General features: G+C 60.5%; 12 protein-coding genes and 1 pseudogene. 1 reads left to right on the top strand and 12 read right to left on the bottom strand.

The window, feature by feature from the left end:
• Window positions 1-8 precede the first annotated feature (8 nt).
• Window positions 9-1,586, bottom strand: coding sequence for a sensor domain-containing diguanylate cyclase (locus AB4O41_RS28170; RefSeq protein ID WP_460145544.1), 1,578 nt, complete (start codon window positions 1,584-1,586; stop codon window positions 9-11).
• A 148-nt stretch (window positions 1,587-1,734) separates the two neighbouring features.
• Window positions 1,735-2,262, bottom strand: a complete 528-nt coding sequence (locus AB4O41_RS28165) for a DUF3087 family protein (RefSeq protein ID WP_460145543.1) — start codon at window positions 2,260-2,262, stop codon at window positions 1,735-1,737.
• Window positions 2,263-2,489: 227 nt separating this feature from the next.
• On the opposite strand from AB4O41_RS28165, the gene ppnN reads away from it, so the two are divergent.
• Window positions 2,490-3,863: a nucleotide 5'-monophosphate nucleosidase PpnN gene (gene ppnN, locus AB4O41_RS28160; protein ID WP_367375143.1), complete on the top strand. Its 1,374-nt coding sequence runs from the start codon at window positions 2,490-2,492 to the stop codon at window positions 3,861-3,863.
• Window positions 3,864-4,054: 191 nt separating this feature from the next.
• Here the strand turns inward: ppnN and AB4O41_RS28155 are convergent.
• The 10 genes and pseudogenes from AB4O41_RS28155 to AB4O41_RS28110 all read right to left on the bottom strand — a co-directional run.
• Window positions 4,055-4,207, bottom strand: a pseudogene (locus AB4O41_RS28155) (DUF6124 family protein); the annotation flags it as partial.
• 484 nt (window positions 4,208-4,691) lie between these two features.
• A complete protein-coding gene (locus tag AB4O41_RS28150; RefSeq protein WP_460145542.1) occupies window positions 4,692-6,119 on the bottom strand; it encodes an FAD/NAD(P)-binding protein in 1,428 nt (475 codons plus the stop codon).
• A gap of 14 nt (window positions 6,120-6,133) precedes the next feature.
• Window positions 6,134-6,901, bottom strand: coding sequence for an ABC transporter ATP-binding protein (locus tag AB4O41_RS28145; protein WP_460145541.1), 768 nt, complete (start codon window positions 6,899-6,901; stop codon window positions 6,134-6,136).
• A gap of 3 nt (window positions 6,902-6,904) precedes the next feature.
• Window positions 6,905-8,245 carry an ABC transporter substrate-binding protein gene (locus tag AB4O41_RS28140; protein ID WP_460145540.1) on the bottom strand — a complete coding sequence of 447 codons (1,341 nt, stop codon included), beginning with the start codon at window positions 8,243-8,245 and terminating at the stop codon, window positions 6,905-6,907.
• Window positions 8,246-8,270: 25 nt separating this feature from the next.
• Window positions 8,271-9,320, bottom strand: a complete 1,050-nt coding sequence (locus AB4O41_RS28135) for a branched-chain amino acid ABC transporter permease (RefSeq protein ID WP_217858502.1) — start codon at window positions 9,318-9,320, stop codon at window positions 8,271-8,273.
• A gap of 4 nt (window positions 9,321-9,324) precedes the next feature.
• A complete protein-coding gene (locus tag AB4O41_RS28130) occupies window positions 9,325-10,206 on the bottom strand; it encodes a branched-chain amino acid ABC transporter permease (RefSeq protein WP_460145539.1) in 882 nt (293 codons plus the stop codon).
• Complete coding sequence (locus AB4O41_RS28125; protein ID WP_460145538.1) at window positions 10,206-10,982, bottom strand: ABC transporter ATP-binding protein; 777 nt, start codon at window positions 10,980-10,982, stop codon at window positions 10,206-10,208. The genes AB4O41_RS28130 and AB4O41_RS28125 overlap by 1 nt, the downstream gene beginning before the upstream one ends.
• Window positions 10,979-11,884: an AMP-binding protein gene (locus AB4O41_RS28120; protein WP_460145537.1), complete on the bottom strand. Its 906-nt coding sequence runs from the start codon at window positions 11,882-11,884 to the stop codon at window positions 10,979-10,981. The genes AB4O41_RS28125 and AB4O41_RS28120 overlap by 4 nt, the downstream gene beginning before the upstream one ends.
• A gap of 139 nt (window positions 11,885-12,023) precedes the next feature.
• Window positions 12,024-13,427: an LLM class flavin-dependent oxidoreductase gene (locus AB4O41_RS28115; RefSeq protein WP_460145536.1), complete on the bottom strand. Its 1,404-nt coding sequence runs from the start codon at window positions 13,425-13,427 to the stop codon at window positions 12,024-12,026.
• The gene (locus tag AB4O41_RS28110) at window positions 13,427-13,864 is read right to left on the bottom strand and encodes an acyl-CoA dehydrogenase (RefSeq protein ID WP_460145535.1); all 438 of its coding nucleotides are present in this window, start codon (window positions 13,862-13,864) and stop codon (window positions 13,427-13,429) included. Before AB4O41_RS28110 ends, AB4O41_RS28115 begins: the two co-directional genes overlap by 1 nt.

Below are 13,864 nucleotides of genomic sequence, written 5' to 3'. Positions count from 1 at the left end.
GGCTGAGTTCAGTTGGCAATGACACTCATGTTCCGGCCACTGGCCTTGGCCACATACAGCGCCTTGTCTGCTGCGCCGATCAAGTCTTCGGGCTGGCTCTGCGCCGTCTGGTTGTAGGCACAGACCCCCAGACTGACCGTGACGATTCCTTCGGGACTGCCGCTATGCTTGATGTCCGTTTGCTGAACCGCGCGACGGATCTTTTCCGCCACCAGAAAGGCCCCCACATAATCGGTACCCGGCAGCACCACCGTGAACTCCTCGCCACCGAAGCGCGCAGCGAGATCGCCGGGGCGCTGGATGTTGTCGGTGATGACGGCGCTGATTTTGCGCAAACACTCATCGCCCGCCAGATGACCATACTGATCATTGAAAATCTTGAAATGATCAACATCGATCATCAGCAACGCAAGGCTGGTATGGGTACGCCTGGCGCGGCCCATTTCCGCCTGGATGAACAGGTCAAATTGACGCCGGTTGGAAAGCCCGGTCAGGGCATCCTCCAGCGCCAGTAACTCAAGGCTGCGGTTGACCTCGATGAGTTCTTCCTGAGCTTCCAGCAATTCGCTCTGAATATGATTCTGCTGCTTCATGACGCGGATCAGGCGATAGCCGAGAACGCCCAGAAACCCCAGCAGCACTGACACAATGCCTGCACTGCGTATGGACTCCTGCTTCCAGCCGGCCAGGACTTCATCCTTGTCGAGCGCGGTAAAAACAATAAGCGGATAACCCTGGACCCGCCGAAACCCCGCGACCCGCTCCACCCCGTCCATGTAGGACTTGACCGTTGCCGTACCGGAATCACCCTTGGGCAACAGTTGGGTGAACAGCGGCCCCTTGGCGACGCTGGTGCCAATGTCGGCTTCGTTGAACGGGCGGCGAACGACGATGCTGGCGTCATCGGCGATCAGGTTGATCACCCCGTTGTTACCCATGTCGATGCTGTTGTACAGGTCCAGGAAATGATTGAGGTAGATCGAAGCCACCACCACCCCGGCAAACCGGCCATCGGCGTGATTGATCCGGCGTGACACGGTCATGATCCATTCACCGGTCGAGCGACTTTTTATCGACGGACCGATATGAGGACCACGGTCGGGATGATCACGGTGGTAGATGAAGTATTCACGATCGGAGTTATTGGCATTGGCCGGCACAATGTTAATGGCATTGGCGAGCCAACGTCCTTCTTCGTCGAAAACGAACAACCCGTGGATCTGTGCCAATTCACCGCGCTGGGCCTGGAGCAAACGTTGCAATCTGGGAAATTTCGCCGGCTCCATGCCGTCGTTTTCGAGGCGATCCACCAAGGCAAACAGTAATGTGTCGGCCTGTTTGATCGATGCCTGCGCCTGCGAGGCCAGGGTTTGCGCCAGGTTGGACATTTCCACTTCGCTGCCGCGCAAATGATACTGACGCGCGTTCCAGCCTTCCCCGATCACAATGGCCGTCATGGACAGGCACACTGCAACCAGCAGGAAGACTGCGTATCGAACCTTGAGTCTCGACTCAACCTGCTCAGGCACCCAAGGCGTGGCGAGGCGGGTGTTTTCAGTACGATCTTTGACGAACGGATGCCCCATGACGCTCCCTGATTCCCTTTTGACTGACGAACTTTCCGGTTCGTCCTTTAGCGCCACCCAGCCGTGGCTGGCGCTCAGACCTCTATGACTCATCAACGAATACGATAGGTGATTTGCACGAAAATGCTCATCGCCAACGATTGTAAGGTTACATCTGCGCCTGTTTCACCGCCTCAAGCCACGCCGGGTTCAATTGCATCTGTTCGGTCTCGATGCCCAGCGCTTCCATCCGCGCCTTGTGCTGATCCATCTCACGGGTCAGCTGGCTATGGTCGCTGGAATTGCCGTCCAACTGGTGCATCTGGCTCAGTCCCAGATGATAAAAACGCAGCAGCTTCATGGCGCTCGGATCGCCCTTCTCCACTGCCGCCGTCACCTGGTGCATGACGTTGGTGATGCTCATCAGGCTGCGTTTGAGCTGCCAACCGTACACCGCTGGCGCCATCCATTCCTGGGTCCAGAACTTGCCGCGTATCAGCGCCGCCATCAGCAATAACGCAGCAAATACGCCGCCCACGTTAAAGCGCAGATTGTCACCGCCAGGCTCACCGAACAGCGCCACCGCCGCCGTGGACAGCACCATCGCCAGCGCCAGGAACATCAGGGCGATGATCACCGTGCTGCGTCGTGTCTGGCGTCGATAGGTTTCGGCATTCATTGGCTGGATTTCGAACATCGCGACGGGGTTCCTTGCATCAATGGTAAAAGGCTCTGTAGCAAAAAGACTGCGGAGCATTATCGCCTCCCCGAAAGATTTAGCTATGCTGGAGCGCCTTTTCATCTTTTCATCGTCAAACGGGGAACATGGCGATACAGCGCAGTTCGTGCCATCTTCATCATGGATACACACTATTCGGATGCCATGCGCCTGCCGGCGGGTGACATCGTTTTAAGGATCATTGAATGACCCAACGACACGTAATCAACGCCTCGGTCAGCCCTAAAGGCAGCCTGGAAACACTGTCCCAACGTGAAGTACAACAACTGAGCGAAGCCGGAACCGGCGTCACCTACACCCTATTCCGCCAGTGCGCCCTGGCCATCCTCAATACTGGCGCCCACGTCGATAACGCCAAGACCATTCTGGAAGCCTACAAAGACTTCGAAATCCGCATTCACCAGCAAGACCGCGGCGTACGCCTGGAACTGCTGAACGCCCCGGCCGACGCCTTCGTCGACGGCGAAATGATCGCCAGCACCCGGGAAATGCTCTTCAGCGCCCTGCGCGACATCGTCTACACCGAAAACGAACTCGACGCCTTGAGCATCGACCTGAGCACCTCCCAGGGCATCAGCGATTACGTCTTCCACCTGCTGCGCAACGCCCGCACCCTGCGCCCCGGCGTCGAACCGAAAATCGTGGTGTGCTGGGGCGGCCACTCGATCAACACCGAAGAATACAAATACACCAAGAAAGTCGGCCACGAACTCGGCCTGCGCAGCCTGGACATCTGCACCGGTTGCGGCCCGGGCGTGATGAAAGGCCCGATGAAAGGCGCGACCATCGCCCACGCCAAACAGCGCATCCACGGCGGCCGCTACCTCGGCTTGACCGAGCCGGGGATCATCGCCGCCGAAGCGCCGAACCCGATCGTCAACGAACTGGTGATCCTGCCGGACATCGAGAAACGCCTGGAAGCGTTCGTCCGCGTCGGACACGGCATCATCATTTTCCCGGGCGGCGCGGGCACAGCCGAAGAGTTTCTGTACCTGCTCGGCATCCTGATGCACCCGGACAACGAAAGCCTGCCCTTCCCCGTGGTCCTCACCGGACCGAAAAGCGCCGCGCCGTACCTGGAGCAGTTGCACGCCTTCGTCGGTGCCACCCTCGGCGAAGCTGCGCAGCAACACTACGAAATCATCATCGACGACCCGGCTGAAGTGGCGCGGCAGATGACTCAAGGCCTCAAAGCGGTCAAACAGTTCCGTCGTGAGCGCAACGACGCGTTCCATTTCAACTGGCTGCTGAAAATCGACGAAGGCTTCCAGCGCCCGTTCGACCCGACCCACGCCAACATGGCCAACCTGCAACTGAGCCGCAATCTGCCGTCCCACGAACTGGCCGCCAACCTGCGCCGTGCGTTCTCCGGCATCGTCGCCGGCAACGTCAAGGACAAGGGCATCCGCCTGATCGAAGAACACGGGCCGTACCAGATCCGTGGCGATGCCGCCGTCATGCAACCGCTGGACAAATTGCTCAAAGCCTTCGTCGCCCAACACCGGATGAAACTGCCGGGCGGCGCGGAGTATGTACCGTGTTATCAGGTGGTGGCGTAACAATATTGATGTGAGCTTTAACATCAGCCCGCTCCCACACTTTGACAAGAAACCCCGCGTGATGCAGGGTTTTGATCGTTCCCACGCTCTGCGTGGGAATGCCTCAACGGACGCTCTGCGTTCGGCTCTGGAAGGGACGCGGAGCGTCCCGGGCTGCATTCCCACGCAGAGCATGGGAACGATCATCCTCGCTAACCTCGCGGGTCGAGGTTATCCAGCACTCGATTGACGGCCAGCTCACCAAGCATGACCACCGATTGAATCCCCAACATCATGTTGCGATATGGCATGTCCATCAACCCGGCGAACTCACTGAGCATCACGCTCGCTGACGCCAGGGATTCGGTTCGCTGCGAGACGAAAAGAGGTGGCAGCTATACGCAGGTCGCAGACCGGGACTCTAGAACCGGCAGACCCGAAGGTCTCCCACGTACAGCCGCCATAACATGAACGGACAGGCGTACCTGTTCACGAACGGAGGATGTTGTGCGTCTAGAGATACACAGGCTGCGAGACCCGATCGCTGATTCGTCAGCGACCCGGAAACGATAGAGCCCGGCTTCAAGGCGCACAAGCCGGCGGATTCTGGCGCAGTCGTAGGCAACGGCGCAAGAATGTGTAGCCTGAGTGAGTGTCTGGAAGTGTCGTTTAAACAGTGCTTGTTTAGTGGTCTGACGCTGAGCCTTGTGGTGGATGGGCTGGCCTCATCGCGGGCAAGCCCGCTCCCACAGGTATCTGCGTTGACCAAAGAATTAGTGAACGATACCGATCACTGTGGGAGCGGGCTTGCCCGCGATGAGGCCCGAAAAAACACCCTCCACCTTTCGGTCAATCCGCCAATCGCGCCGCAAGAGACTTGGCCTGGCTCGCCACGTCGGTCACCGCCGTGCTCTCCCACCACATCCCGCGCAACGGTGGGCCCATGGCGAACAAACGGCTGGCGACTTGCCCATCGGCGCTTATTACCGCGCCGTCATCCGCGGCGGCAATGCCCAGCGCCAATGGCCCCGGCCGCACCAGACCGCGCGCCAATAGCTGCTGCGGCAATGGCCTCGCTACCCGTCGCCAGTCGTATTCGATGCCACTGGAGTTGATCAGCGCCGCGCCGCTGACGATACAAATCTGCGCCTCGCCCCGACGACGAATACGAATGCTGACCTCCCCGTTCAACGAAGGCTCCAACCCTTTGAACGATGCAGCCTGAATCCGCAACCGCCCTTCCCCGTGCAACCGTTCCACCAACTCGGCACTCAATGGTGGCGAGCGATGGTGATGGCTTTCCCACCACGGCCGTACATGCCGCACAAACTGGCGACGCTGCACATCCGTCGCCTGACTCCACAACCGCCCGATGTGCGCCCGCACGGTGTCGAGCGGCGCTTGCCAGTCTATGCCCTGCGCGATGGCGTCGCGGCAATGCCGACGCAGTTCGCGCACCAACTGACGCGGCGTGCGAATGCTGTGATTCTCGGCCAGGAAATCCGCCCAGGCCGGAGGCTGTCGCCGCACATGCGGCAGCAGCCCATGCCGGGAAAACACTTCGATCGGTCCGCGATGCCCGGCCTGTTCCAGCGACACCACGGCATCGACCATGGTCAGGCCCGAGCCGATGATCAGCACCGTCGACTGCGGATCGAGCTGACGCATGGCGGTCACATCCCATGGGTCGAGCGCCGCTGCGTTCAAGCCGCTGGATTCGGTTTGCGGCGTGCGCGCGGCGGGGAACATGCCGGTGGCCAGCACCGCATAGGCACCTTGCAAACGTTGCCCGTTACTCAAGGTCAGCAATACAGCGTTGTCCCGGGTTTGCAGGTCGACCACCTCGGCCCGTACATGCTCGACACTCGAACCATTCAATGCGCCCACCGCCTGCGCTTCGGCCAAACGCTGCTGCACATAAACGCCGAACAACCCGCGCGGCGGAAACAATTCACTGATCGGCACATGCTGCTGATCCGACTCCGGCCAACCACCCGCCGCGATGTACTCGATCAGCCATTGGGTCAAATCATCAGCGTTGTCAGGATCGACGCTCATCCGCGCCGCGTTGCCGTTGAGCGTATGGCCCAACTCCACCGCGCTGTACGCTTCGCCCCGACCGAGTTCGGCGCGGGGTTCGATCACCAGCACCTGCCGCTTGCCCGGCAAGCGCATCAACTGCGCCGCCAGCATCGCGCCGCTGAGACCGCCGCCGATGATCAGGATGTCCGCGTGGCGGATGGCGTCGGTTGCCTGTCCGCTTTGGGTGTCAGTCATGGCGTTCTCATTGATCAGTGTTTACCTAAATAGAAGTCGTGCAGATCGCCCCGTGCCAGTAACTCATCGGCGGTACCGGACAGCACCACGCGACCGGTGTCGAGGACGTAGGCCTTTGAGGCGTACTTGAGTGCCACGTTAATATTTTGTTCGGCAATCAGGAAGCTCACCTGCTCGTCTCGATTGAGTTGCGCCACGATTTCGAAAATCTCCTGGACGATAATAGGCGCCAAACCCATGGAAGGTTCGTCGAGCAATACCAAAGTAGGACGTGTCATCAACGCCCGGCCAATGGCGACCATCTGCTGTTCACCACCGGAGGTCAGCCCGGCCCGGGTCTTGCGCTTGGTTTTCAGGCGTGGAAACCAAGCGTAGATGCGCTCCAGATCCGCCGCCAGGTCTTTGCGGCTCAGACCGCGAACGAAGCCGCCGCTGCGCAGATTGTCCTCCACTGTCAGTTGTGGGAACACGTGCCGGCCCTCCAGCACATGCACCATGCCCTGGCGCACGCGAACGCTCGGATTAACCCCTGCGGTATCGCGTCCGAGAAACTCGATCGTCCCTCGGCTGACCTCCGCGCGCTCGGCCCGCACCAACCCGGAAATCGCCTTGAGCGTGGTGCTTTTGCCCGCACCATTGGCCCCAAGCAACGCGACGATGCCGCCCTTGGGCACCGTCAGCGACACCCCAGCCACGGCCAGGATCGCCCCGTCGTAGATCACTTCGATGTCATTGACTTGCAACAGATCATTGGCGGCAATGTCGCTGGCGGCTTGACTCATACGTTATTCATCCCCGGTGCAGGTGCGTGGCGTCAGGCTTTTTTCCTTGGCGAACGCGGCGGATTTTTCATCGATCAATGGCCGCAGCAACGCACGGTCGGCGGGGATCCAGTCGCTGATCAGCGTCCAGTTGGCGCCGTCCCACTGCTGCACCCGCGCCGAACCGCCCCCCTCATGATCCTTGCAAGACAGCTTGAGGTTCTGCATCAGGCCGAAGTAGCCCATGTCCTTGAGCCGCGTGTCATCGATGTTCAGGTGCTCCAGGCCCCAGCGCCCTTCTTCGCCATTAAGCGGCCGCTTGCCGAATTTGCCTTGGGCGGTGCGGATCGCTTCCACCATCACTGCCGCGTTCACCAGCCCGGAGTTGTAATAGACGCTGCCGAAATTCTTCAGGTCCTTGAGGTCGCTTTTGCCCTTGTCGAGGATGGCTTGCTTGAGGCGTTTGTGGATCTCGAACTCGCTGCCGGCCGGGTATGGCGTCAGCGCCAGATAACCTTTGGCGGCGGCGCCCGCGGGCAACACGTCTTCGCTGGAACTGGCCCAGATGTCGCCGACGATGTGGTCCACCGGGAAGCCGAAACGCGCCGCCGTCTTGACCGCCACCGGCGTCGACACGCCCCAGGTGCGCAGGAACACCCAGTCCGGGTTGACCTGGCGCACTTGCCGCCATTGCGCCGATTGCTCGTTGCCTGGATCGGCCACCGGGATCTGAATGTTTTCGAAGCCGTATTTCTCCGCCAGCAGCTTCAACGGGCCAAGGGTTTCCCGACCGTAAGCCGAGTCGTGATAAACCGTGGCGATCTTCTTGCCCTTGAGTTTGTCGAACCCGCCCTCGCGCTGGGCGATGTAGTTGATCAGGCTCGAGGCCTCGCTATAGAAGGTCAGCATCACCGGAAAGTTATAGGGGAACACCGTGCCATCGGTGGCTTCGGTGCGACCGTAGCCGAGGGTAATCAGCGGGATCTTGTCGACTTCCGCCCGCTCGCTCAACGCATACGCCGCCGGTGCGCCATTGGGTGAATAGATCGCCACCGGGGCGCCATCCAGGCCTTTCTTGAAGCGCTCATAGCACTCGATGCCCTTCTCCGCCGTCCACTCGGTTTCGCATTCCTGCCAGACCAGTTTGACGCCGTTGATCCCGCCTTCCACATCGTTGATGTAGTTCAGGTAATCGAGCATGCCGGCCCACACTTGCACACCACTGGAGGCGTAAGCGCCGACCCGGTAAGTGGCCAACGGGAAGAACTGCTGGTCTGGCGAGGCCTGAACCATCGGCACCGCACTGCCGAATACCGCCAGCGTCAGGGCGACGCCGGCCAACGAACGTTTCAAGGATGCACGCATGTTGTCTCTCTACCAGGTTGGGGATTCAGAAGCGCAGCGGCCAGTGACTCAGCCGTTCACGAAGGTTGCTCAAGAGGCGAATCAGGCCTTCCGGTTCCTTGATCAGAAACAGGATGATCAGCACGCCGAAGATGATTTTTTGCAGGTTCTGCAACTGGCCGGCGTCCACCGAACCACCGAACAAGGCTTGCCCGGCATGGCTGAGCAGGATCGGCAGCAAGCTGATAAACGCCGCGCCGACAAAGTTGCCGGCGATGCTGCCCATGCCACCGATAATGATGATGAACAGGATCTGGAACGACCGGTTGATATCGAAGCTGCTGGCGCTGGCCGTGCCCAGATAAGCAAAGGCCCACAGCGCCCCGGCGATGCCGAGGTAAAACGAGCTGACGGCGAACGCCAGGTGCTTGTAGCGCACCACCGGAATGCCGATGACTGCGGCGGCGGTGTCCATGTCGCGAATCGCCATCCAGTTGCGGCCGATCTGGCTTTTCACCAGGTTCACCGCGACCCAGGTCAACAGCAGCACTGTGGTCAGGGTCAGCAGATAGCGGCCCAATGGAGTGTTGAGGTCATGGCCGAACAGCGCCAGTTTCGGCGCGGAAATGGTTCCAGACGAACCGTAGTTGTAGAACCAGGGGAATTTGACGAACAGCCATTCCAGGAAAAACTGCGCGGCCAGGGTGGTGACCATCAGGTAAAAGCCCTTGATCCGCGAACTCGGCAGGCCAAAGACAAACCCCACCACCGCGCTGATCAGCCCGCCACCGAGCAGCGCGACCGGCAAACCCAGCTCTGGCAAACGCAGTAGAAAACCATAGGTGGCAAAGGCGCCGACCGCCATGAAACCGGCCGCGCCGACCGAGGTCTGGCCGGTGTAACCGGTGAGCAAGTTGAGGCCAAGCCCGGCCAGAGACAGCACCAGGAACGGAATCAGAATAGCGTTCAGCCAATAGTCGTTGCCGGTCAGCGGCACGACCACGAAGGCGATCAACAACAGCGCAATCAAACCAATCGGCACACGGCGCTGAATCAACACCGCCGGCGCGGTTTCGCGGGTGAGGGAAATCGACATGGGTTCAGACTCGCTCGATGGCGCGCTCGCCGAACAGGCCGGCGGGACGGATGTACAGGAAGGCCAAAGCCAGGACGTAAGCGAACCACGGGGTAATACCACCGCCGATCAGCGGGCCGATGTACACCTCGGCGAGGTTCTCCGCCGCACCGACGATCAACCCGCCGACAATCGCCCCGCCAATCGAGGTGAAGCCGCCGATGATCAACACCGGCAAGGCCTTGAGCACCACCAGCGACAGCGAGAACTGCACGCCTTGGCGCGCGCCCCACAACAATCCCGCCACCAGCCCGACGATGCCGGCCACCGCCCAGACAATCTGCCAGATGCGGTTGAGGTTGATGCCGATCGACAGCGCGGCGGTGGTGTCATCCGCCACCGCGCGCAGGGACACGCCAATGCGGGTTTTGTTGAACAGCAGCGCCAACACCGTCACCAGCACGATGGCGGCCGCTGCGGCAATCAGGTCGAACTGGCTGACCATCATCCCGCCAATAAACAGCGGCACGTCGTCGATGCCCAGATCCAGCGCCCGTACTTGCGAACCCATCAAGCCCTGGGCCAGGCCTTCGATGATGAACGACAACCCGAGAGTGGCCATGAACAGGGTGATCTGCGAGCGATTGACCAATGGCCGCAACACCAGCCGTTCGATCAGCAACGCGCCGAGGATCATCACCACAACGGTCAGCAACAGCGCCAAGGCGAACGGCACGCCTTGATCGTGCAGGCTGACAAAGGTCAACGCGGCAAACAGCAGCATCGCGCCCTGGGCAAAATTGAACACGCCGCTGGCCTTGTAGATCAGCACGAAGCCGATCGCGACCAGCGAATACATGGTCCCGGCGAGCAAGCCGCCGAGCAGGGTTTCGAAGAAGAACGTCATCAGTGCACCACTCCCAGATACGCCGCGATAACGTCGGGATTGGCCTGCACCTCGGCCGGCGTACCGTCACCGACCTTGCGCCCGTAATCGAGCACCACCACATGGTCGGACAGGCCCATGACCACGCTCATGTCGTGCTCGATCAACACCACCGTGGTGCCGAGGTCGCGGTTGATGTCGGCGATGAAGCGGGCCATTTCCTGCTTCTCTTCGGCGTTCATCCCGGCCATCGGCTCATCGAGCAGCAACAGGCTGGGACCGGCGATCAAGGCACGGCCAAGCTCCACACGTTTTTGCAGGCCGTAGGACAGCTTGCCCACCGGCACATCGCGATGGGCTTGCAGTTCGAGGAATTCGAGAATGGCCTGGGCCTGCCGACGGAAGTCTTCAGCCTCACGCCGGGCTCTTGGCAGGTTCAGCGCCTGCTCAATGAAACGGCTGCGCAGGTGCCGTGACAGGCCGGTGAGGATGTTGTCGATCACACTCATTTTCTTGAACAGTGCGTTGTTCTGGAACGTGCGACCGATGCCCCGGCGTGCGGCGCTCAACGGGTCGATACGCTTGAACGGCTGTTGCTCGAACGCAATCGAACCGGCATCGAAGCGGTACACGCCGTTCAGCACGTTGAGCAGCGAACTCTTGCCCGCGCCGTTAGGCCCGATCAGCGCGCAGATCTCACCCCGGCGCACATCGAATGACAGTTCATTGATCGCCTTCACGCCTTTGAAGGACAGGGAAATACCGCTGACTTGCAGAATGGAATCAGTCGAACTCATGCGATGTCCCGTTTGAATTCAGCGAGCCAGGTCGGCTCGGGTTGAGCATCGGAAATGCGGGGGGCTTGCCAGATGAAATGCAGGTTGTGGAAGCCCAACAGGCGGCGAACGCGATTCTTGATCAAGCGTTGCAAACCTTTTTCCGGATGGGCGATGGCCCAATCGCAGAGACGTCGGCGCCAGGTGCCATTGGGAGCGAGGCGGCTGTCGATTTCTGTGGCCAATAGTTGCAGACGTTCGGCGGACAGCAGCAGCCCGGACGGCGCGACTTCACGACGGTCGCGGCTGGCGCTGCCGGGGCTTTCCGGGAAAGCCAGGGATTGGCCGCTGGTCAGCCATTGTTCCAGCAGCACCGTCAGGCCGTGCTGCCACTGAGTGCCTTCTTCGCTCCACAGTTGCGCGTCTTGATTCCAGCGGTTGAGGCGTTGCGCAGGGTCCGCCGGGCCAAACAGATCGGCGAAATTCAGCAGCGTCAGGCCTTGGTTGATCCAGAGTTGCTGCGTCTGTCGCCCCTGAACAAAGGCGTGAGTTGGACGGCTGCGCCACAAGGCTTTGTGCAGCGCCTCGGAGTCGAGGTTGTCCGGCGGCGTCAGCAGTTCGGCGCCGATATGTCGGGCGGCCAATGCGAGCAGCAACAGATCTGGCTCGAACGCGCCGCTCAGGGCCAGGCGCGAGTCTTCGGTAAAACCCTGCTGACGCAAACCATCGGCCAACCGCTCGACATCGCGCAAAACATCGATCCAGCGCCAGACGAACCACTGGCCGTGGCGTTTGTGGCGCAAGGCCGGCTGCAAGGGGCTGACCTGAGCCCAGTGGCGCAATTGCTCCAAAGCCTTGGGCAGATAGACCCGCCACTCGGCAGTGTCCGCGATTGGCGGACGTTTGAGTTCGTGTACGCTCATTGAATTACCTCTGATTCTGATCGTTCCCACGCTCTGCGTGGGAATGCCTCAACGGACGCTCCGCGTTCGGCTTCGGAAGGGACGCGGAGCGTCCGGGCTGCATTCCCACGCAGAGCGTGGGAACGATCATGAAAGGCGCCTAAGCGGACGCGGCTTTCTTCTCTTGCCGCCGCAACGCCGTCAGGTCTCGATAACCGGCACCCGGATGTATCTCCGGCAATCGCGCCCCTTCACCAAACAACTTCTCGCGCAAGGTCCCCGGTGTGTATTCGGTCTTGTACACCCCACGCTTCTGCAACTCCGGCACCAGCAACTCCACGGCGTCGATGAAGGTTTCGTGGGTCAGCGCATAAGCCAGGTTGAAGCCATCCACATCGGTCTCCTCGACCCATTCCTGCAGCAAATCGGCGACGGTCTCGGGGCTGCCGACAAACAGCGGCCCGAAACCGCCAATCCCGACCCAATCTGCCAGTTCATTCGGCGTCCAGACCTTGTTCGGGTCCGCTGTGGAGAACGCCTCCACCGCCGATTGAATCGCATTGGTGTGCACATGCTTGAGCGGTTCATCCGGTCTGAACTGGCTGAAATCGATCCCGGTCCAGCCCGAGATCAGCGCCATGGCGCCCTCATAACTGACCCAGGTTTTGTACTCCTCGAATTTGGCTTTGGCCTTGGTGTCGGTCTCGCCGAGGATCACGGTTTGCAGATTGAAGATCAGGATCTTCGACGGATCGCGCCCCGCCTCGGCCGCCCGGCGACGGATGTCGGCCACGGTTTTCTTCAGCAGCACTTTCGACGGCGCGGCGACAAACACGCACTCAGCGTGCTCGGCGGCGAACTGCTTGCCGCGACTCGAGGCGCCGGCCTGATACAGCACCGGCGTACGTTGCGGTGAAGGCTCGCAGAGGTGAATCCCTGGCACCTGAAAGTGTTTACCAACGTGCCGGATCTCGTGGATTTTGCTCGGATCACTGAAGATCCGCCGTTCGCGATCCCGCAAGATCGCACCCTCTTCCCAGCTGCCTTCCCACAGTTTGTAGCAAACCTCCAGGTACTCTTCGGCGAAGTCATAACGGGCGTCGTGTTCGGTCTGGGCTTTCTGGCCGAGGTTCTTTGCACCGCTTTCCAGATACGAGGTGACAATGTTCCAGCCGGCGCGGCCCTTGGTCAGATGATCGAGGGTCGACAGGCGTCGGGCGAACGGATACGGGTGTTCGAAGGACAGCGACGCAGTCAGTCCGAACCCCAGATGCTCGGTGACCAATGCCATTGGCGGGATCAGTTGCAGCGGATCGTTGACCGGCACCTGCGCCGCCTGACGAATCGCCGCGTCACCGTTGCCGTTGTAGACGTCATAAATGCCCAGCACGTCGGCAATGAACAAACCGTCGAACTTGCCGCGCTCAAGGATTTTCGCCAGATCCGTCCAGTATTCGAGATCCTTGTACTGCCAGGATCGATCCCGCGGATGCGCCCACAAACCCGGCGACTGGTGGCCGACGCAGTTCATGTCAAAGGCGTTGAGACGAATTTCACGGGCCATCAGACGGCACTCCCCACACCGGGTGGATGGATGCCGTTGAGGCGGAAGTTGCCAATGAGGTGGAGTTTCCAGCGCAACGGATCATCCAGCGATCCAGGCAACACGGTGCGTTGGCCGGTGAGTTCGAATTCGGCATTGCTGACGGCATTTAGCGCGTCCGCGCTGGCCAGGTGCGACTCAGCGATGGCGACGCTGATTTCCGTATCGTCATCAACGCTGTTCAGAAAGTTTTCGGCGCGTTCGAGCAGCGCGGCGGCGACTTCGATACGGATGTGCAAGTCGCCGAAGCGGCTGATGACGTAAGGATCATCGGTGGCTTGGGTCTGCTGGCGAACGAAACGCAACGTCGCATCGAACAAGCTGCGAGCGTTGTGCAGGTCGTGCTGACTTTTGGCCAGGGGCTGCCCGGCAACAATCGGTTGGGTCAAGGCATTCAT

The sequence above is a fragment of the Pseudomonas sp. S2_A02 genome (genome assembly GCF_054668495.1).
This window is presented reverse-complemented; position numbering and strand designations above follow the sequence as displayed.

What these genes read in the sequence shown, in the direction of transcription:
- AB4O41_RS28170 (WP_460145544.1), bottom strand. Translation starts at nt 1,586, where the DNA reads ATGGGGCATCCGTTCGTCAAAGATCGTACTGAAAACACCCGCCTCGCC.
- AB4O41_RS28130 (WP_460145539.1), bottom strand. Translation starts at nt 10,206, where the DNA reads ATGACGTTCTTCTTCGAAACCCTGCTCGGCGGCTTGCTCGCCGGGACC.
- AB4O41_RS28135 (WP_217858502.1), bottom strand. Translation starts at nt 9,320, where the DNA reads ATGTCGATTTCCCTCACCCGCGAAACCGCGCCGGCGGTGTTGATTCAG.
- AB4O41_RS28150 (WP_460145542.1), bottom strand. Translation starts at nt 6,119, where the DNA reads ATGACTGACACCCAAAGCGGACAGGCAACCGACGCCATCCGCCACGCG.
- AB4O41_RS28145 (WP_460145541.1), bottom strand. Translation starts at nt 6,901, where the DNA reads ATGAGTCAAGCCGCCAGCGACATTGCCGCCAATGATCTGTTGCAAGTC.
- AB4O41_RS28125 (WP_460145538.1), bottom strand. Translation starts at nt 10,982, where the DNA reads ATGAGTTCGACTGATTCCATTCTGCAAGTCAGCGGTATTTCCCTGTCC.
- AB4O41_RS28110 (WP_460145535.1), bottom strand. Translation starts at nt 13,864, where the DNA reads ATGAATGCCTTGACCCAACCGATTGTTGCCGGGCAGCCCCTGGCCAAA.
- AB4O41_RS28115 (WP_460145536.1), bottom strand. Translation starts at nt 13,427, where the DNA reads ATGGCCCGTGAAATTCGTCTCAACGCCTTTGACATGAACTGCGTCGGC.
- AB4O41_RS28165 (WP_460145543.1), bottom strand. Translation starts at nt 2,262, where the DNA reads ATGTTCGAAATCCAGCCAATGAATGCCGAAACCTATCGACGCCAGACA.
- AB4O41_RS28120 (WP_460145537.1), bottom strand. Translation starts at nt 11,884, where the DNA reads ATGAGCGTACACGAACTCAAACGTCCGCCAATCGCGGACACTGCCGAG.
- AB4O41_RS28140 (WP_460145540.1), bottom strand. Translation starts at nt 8,245, where the DNA reads ATGCGTGCATCCTTGAAACGTTCGTTGGCCGGCGTCGCCCTGACGCTG.
- ppnN (WP_367375143.1), top strand. Translation starts at nt 2,490, where the DNA reads ATGACCCAACGACACGTAATCAACGCCTCGGTCAGCCCTAAAGGCAGC.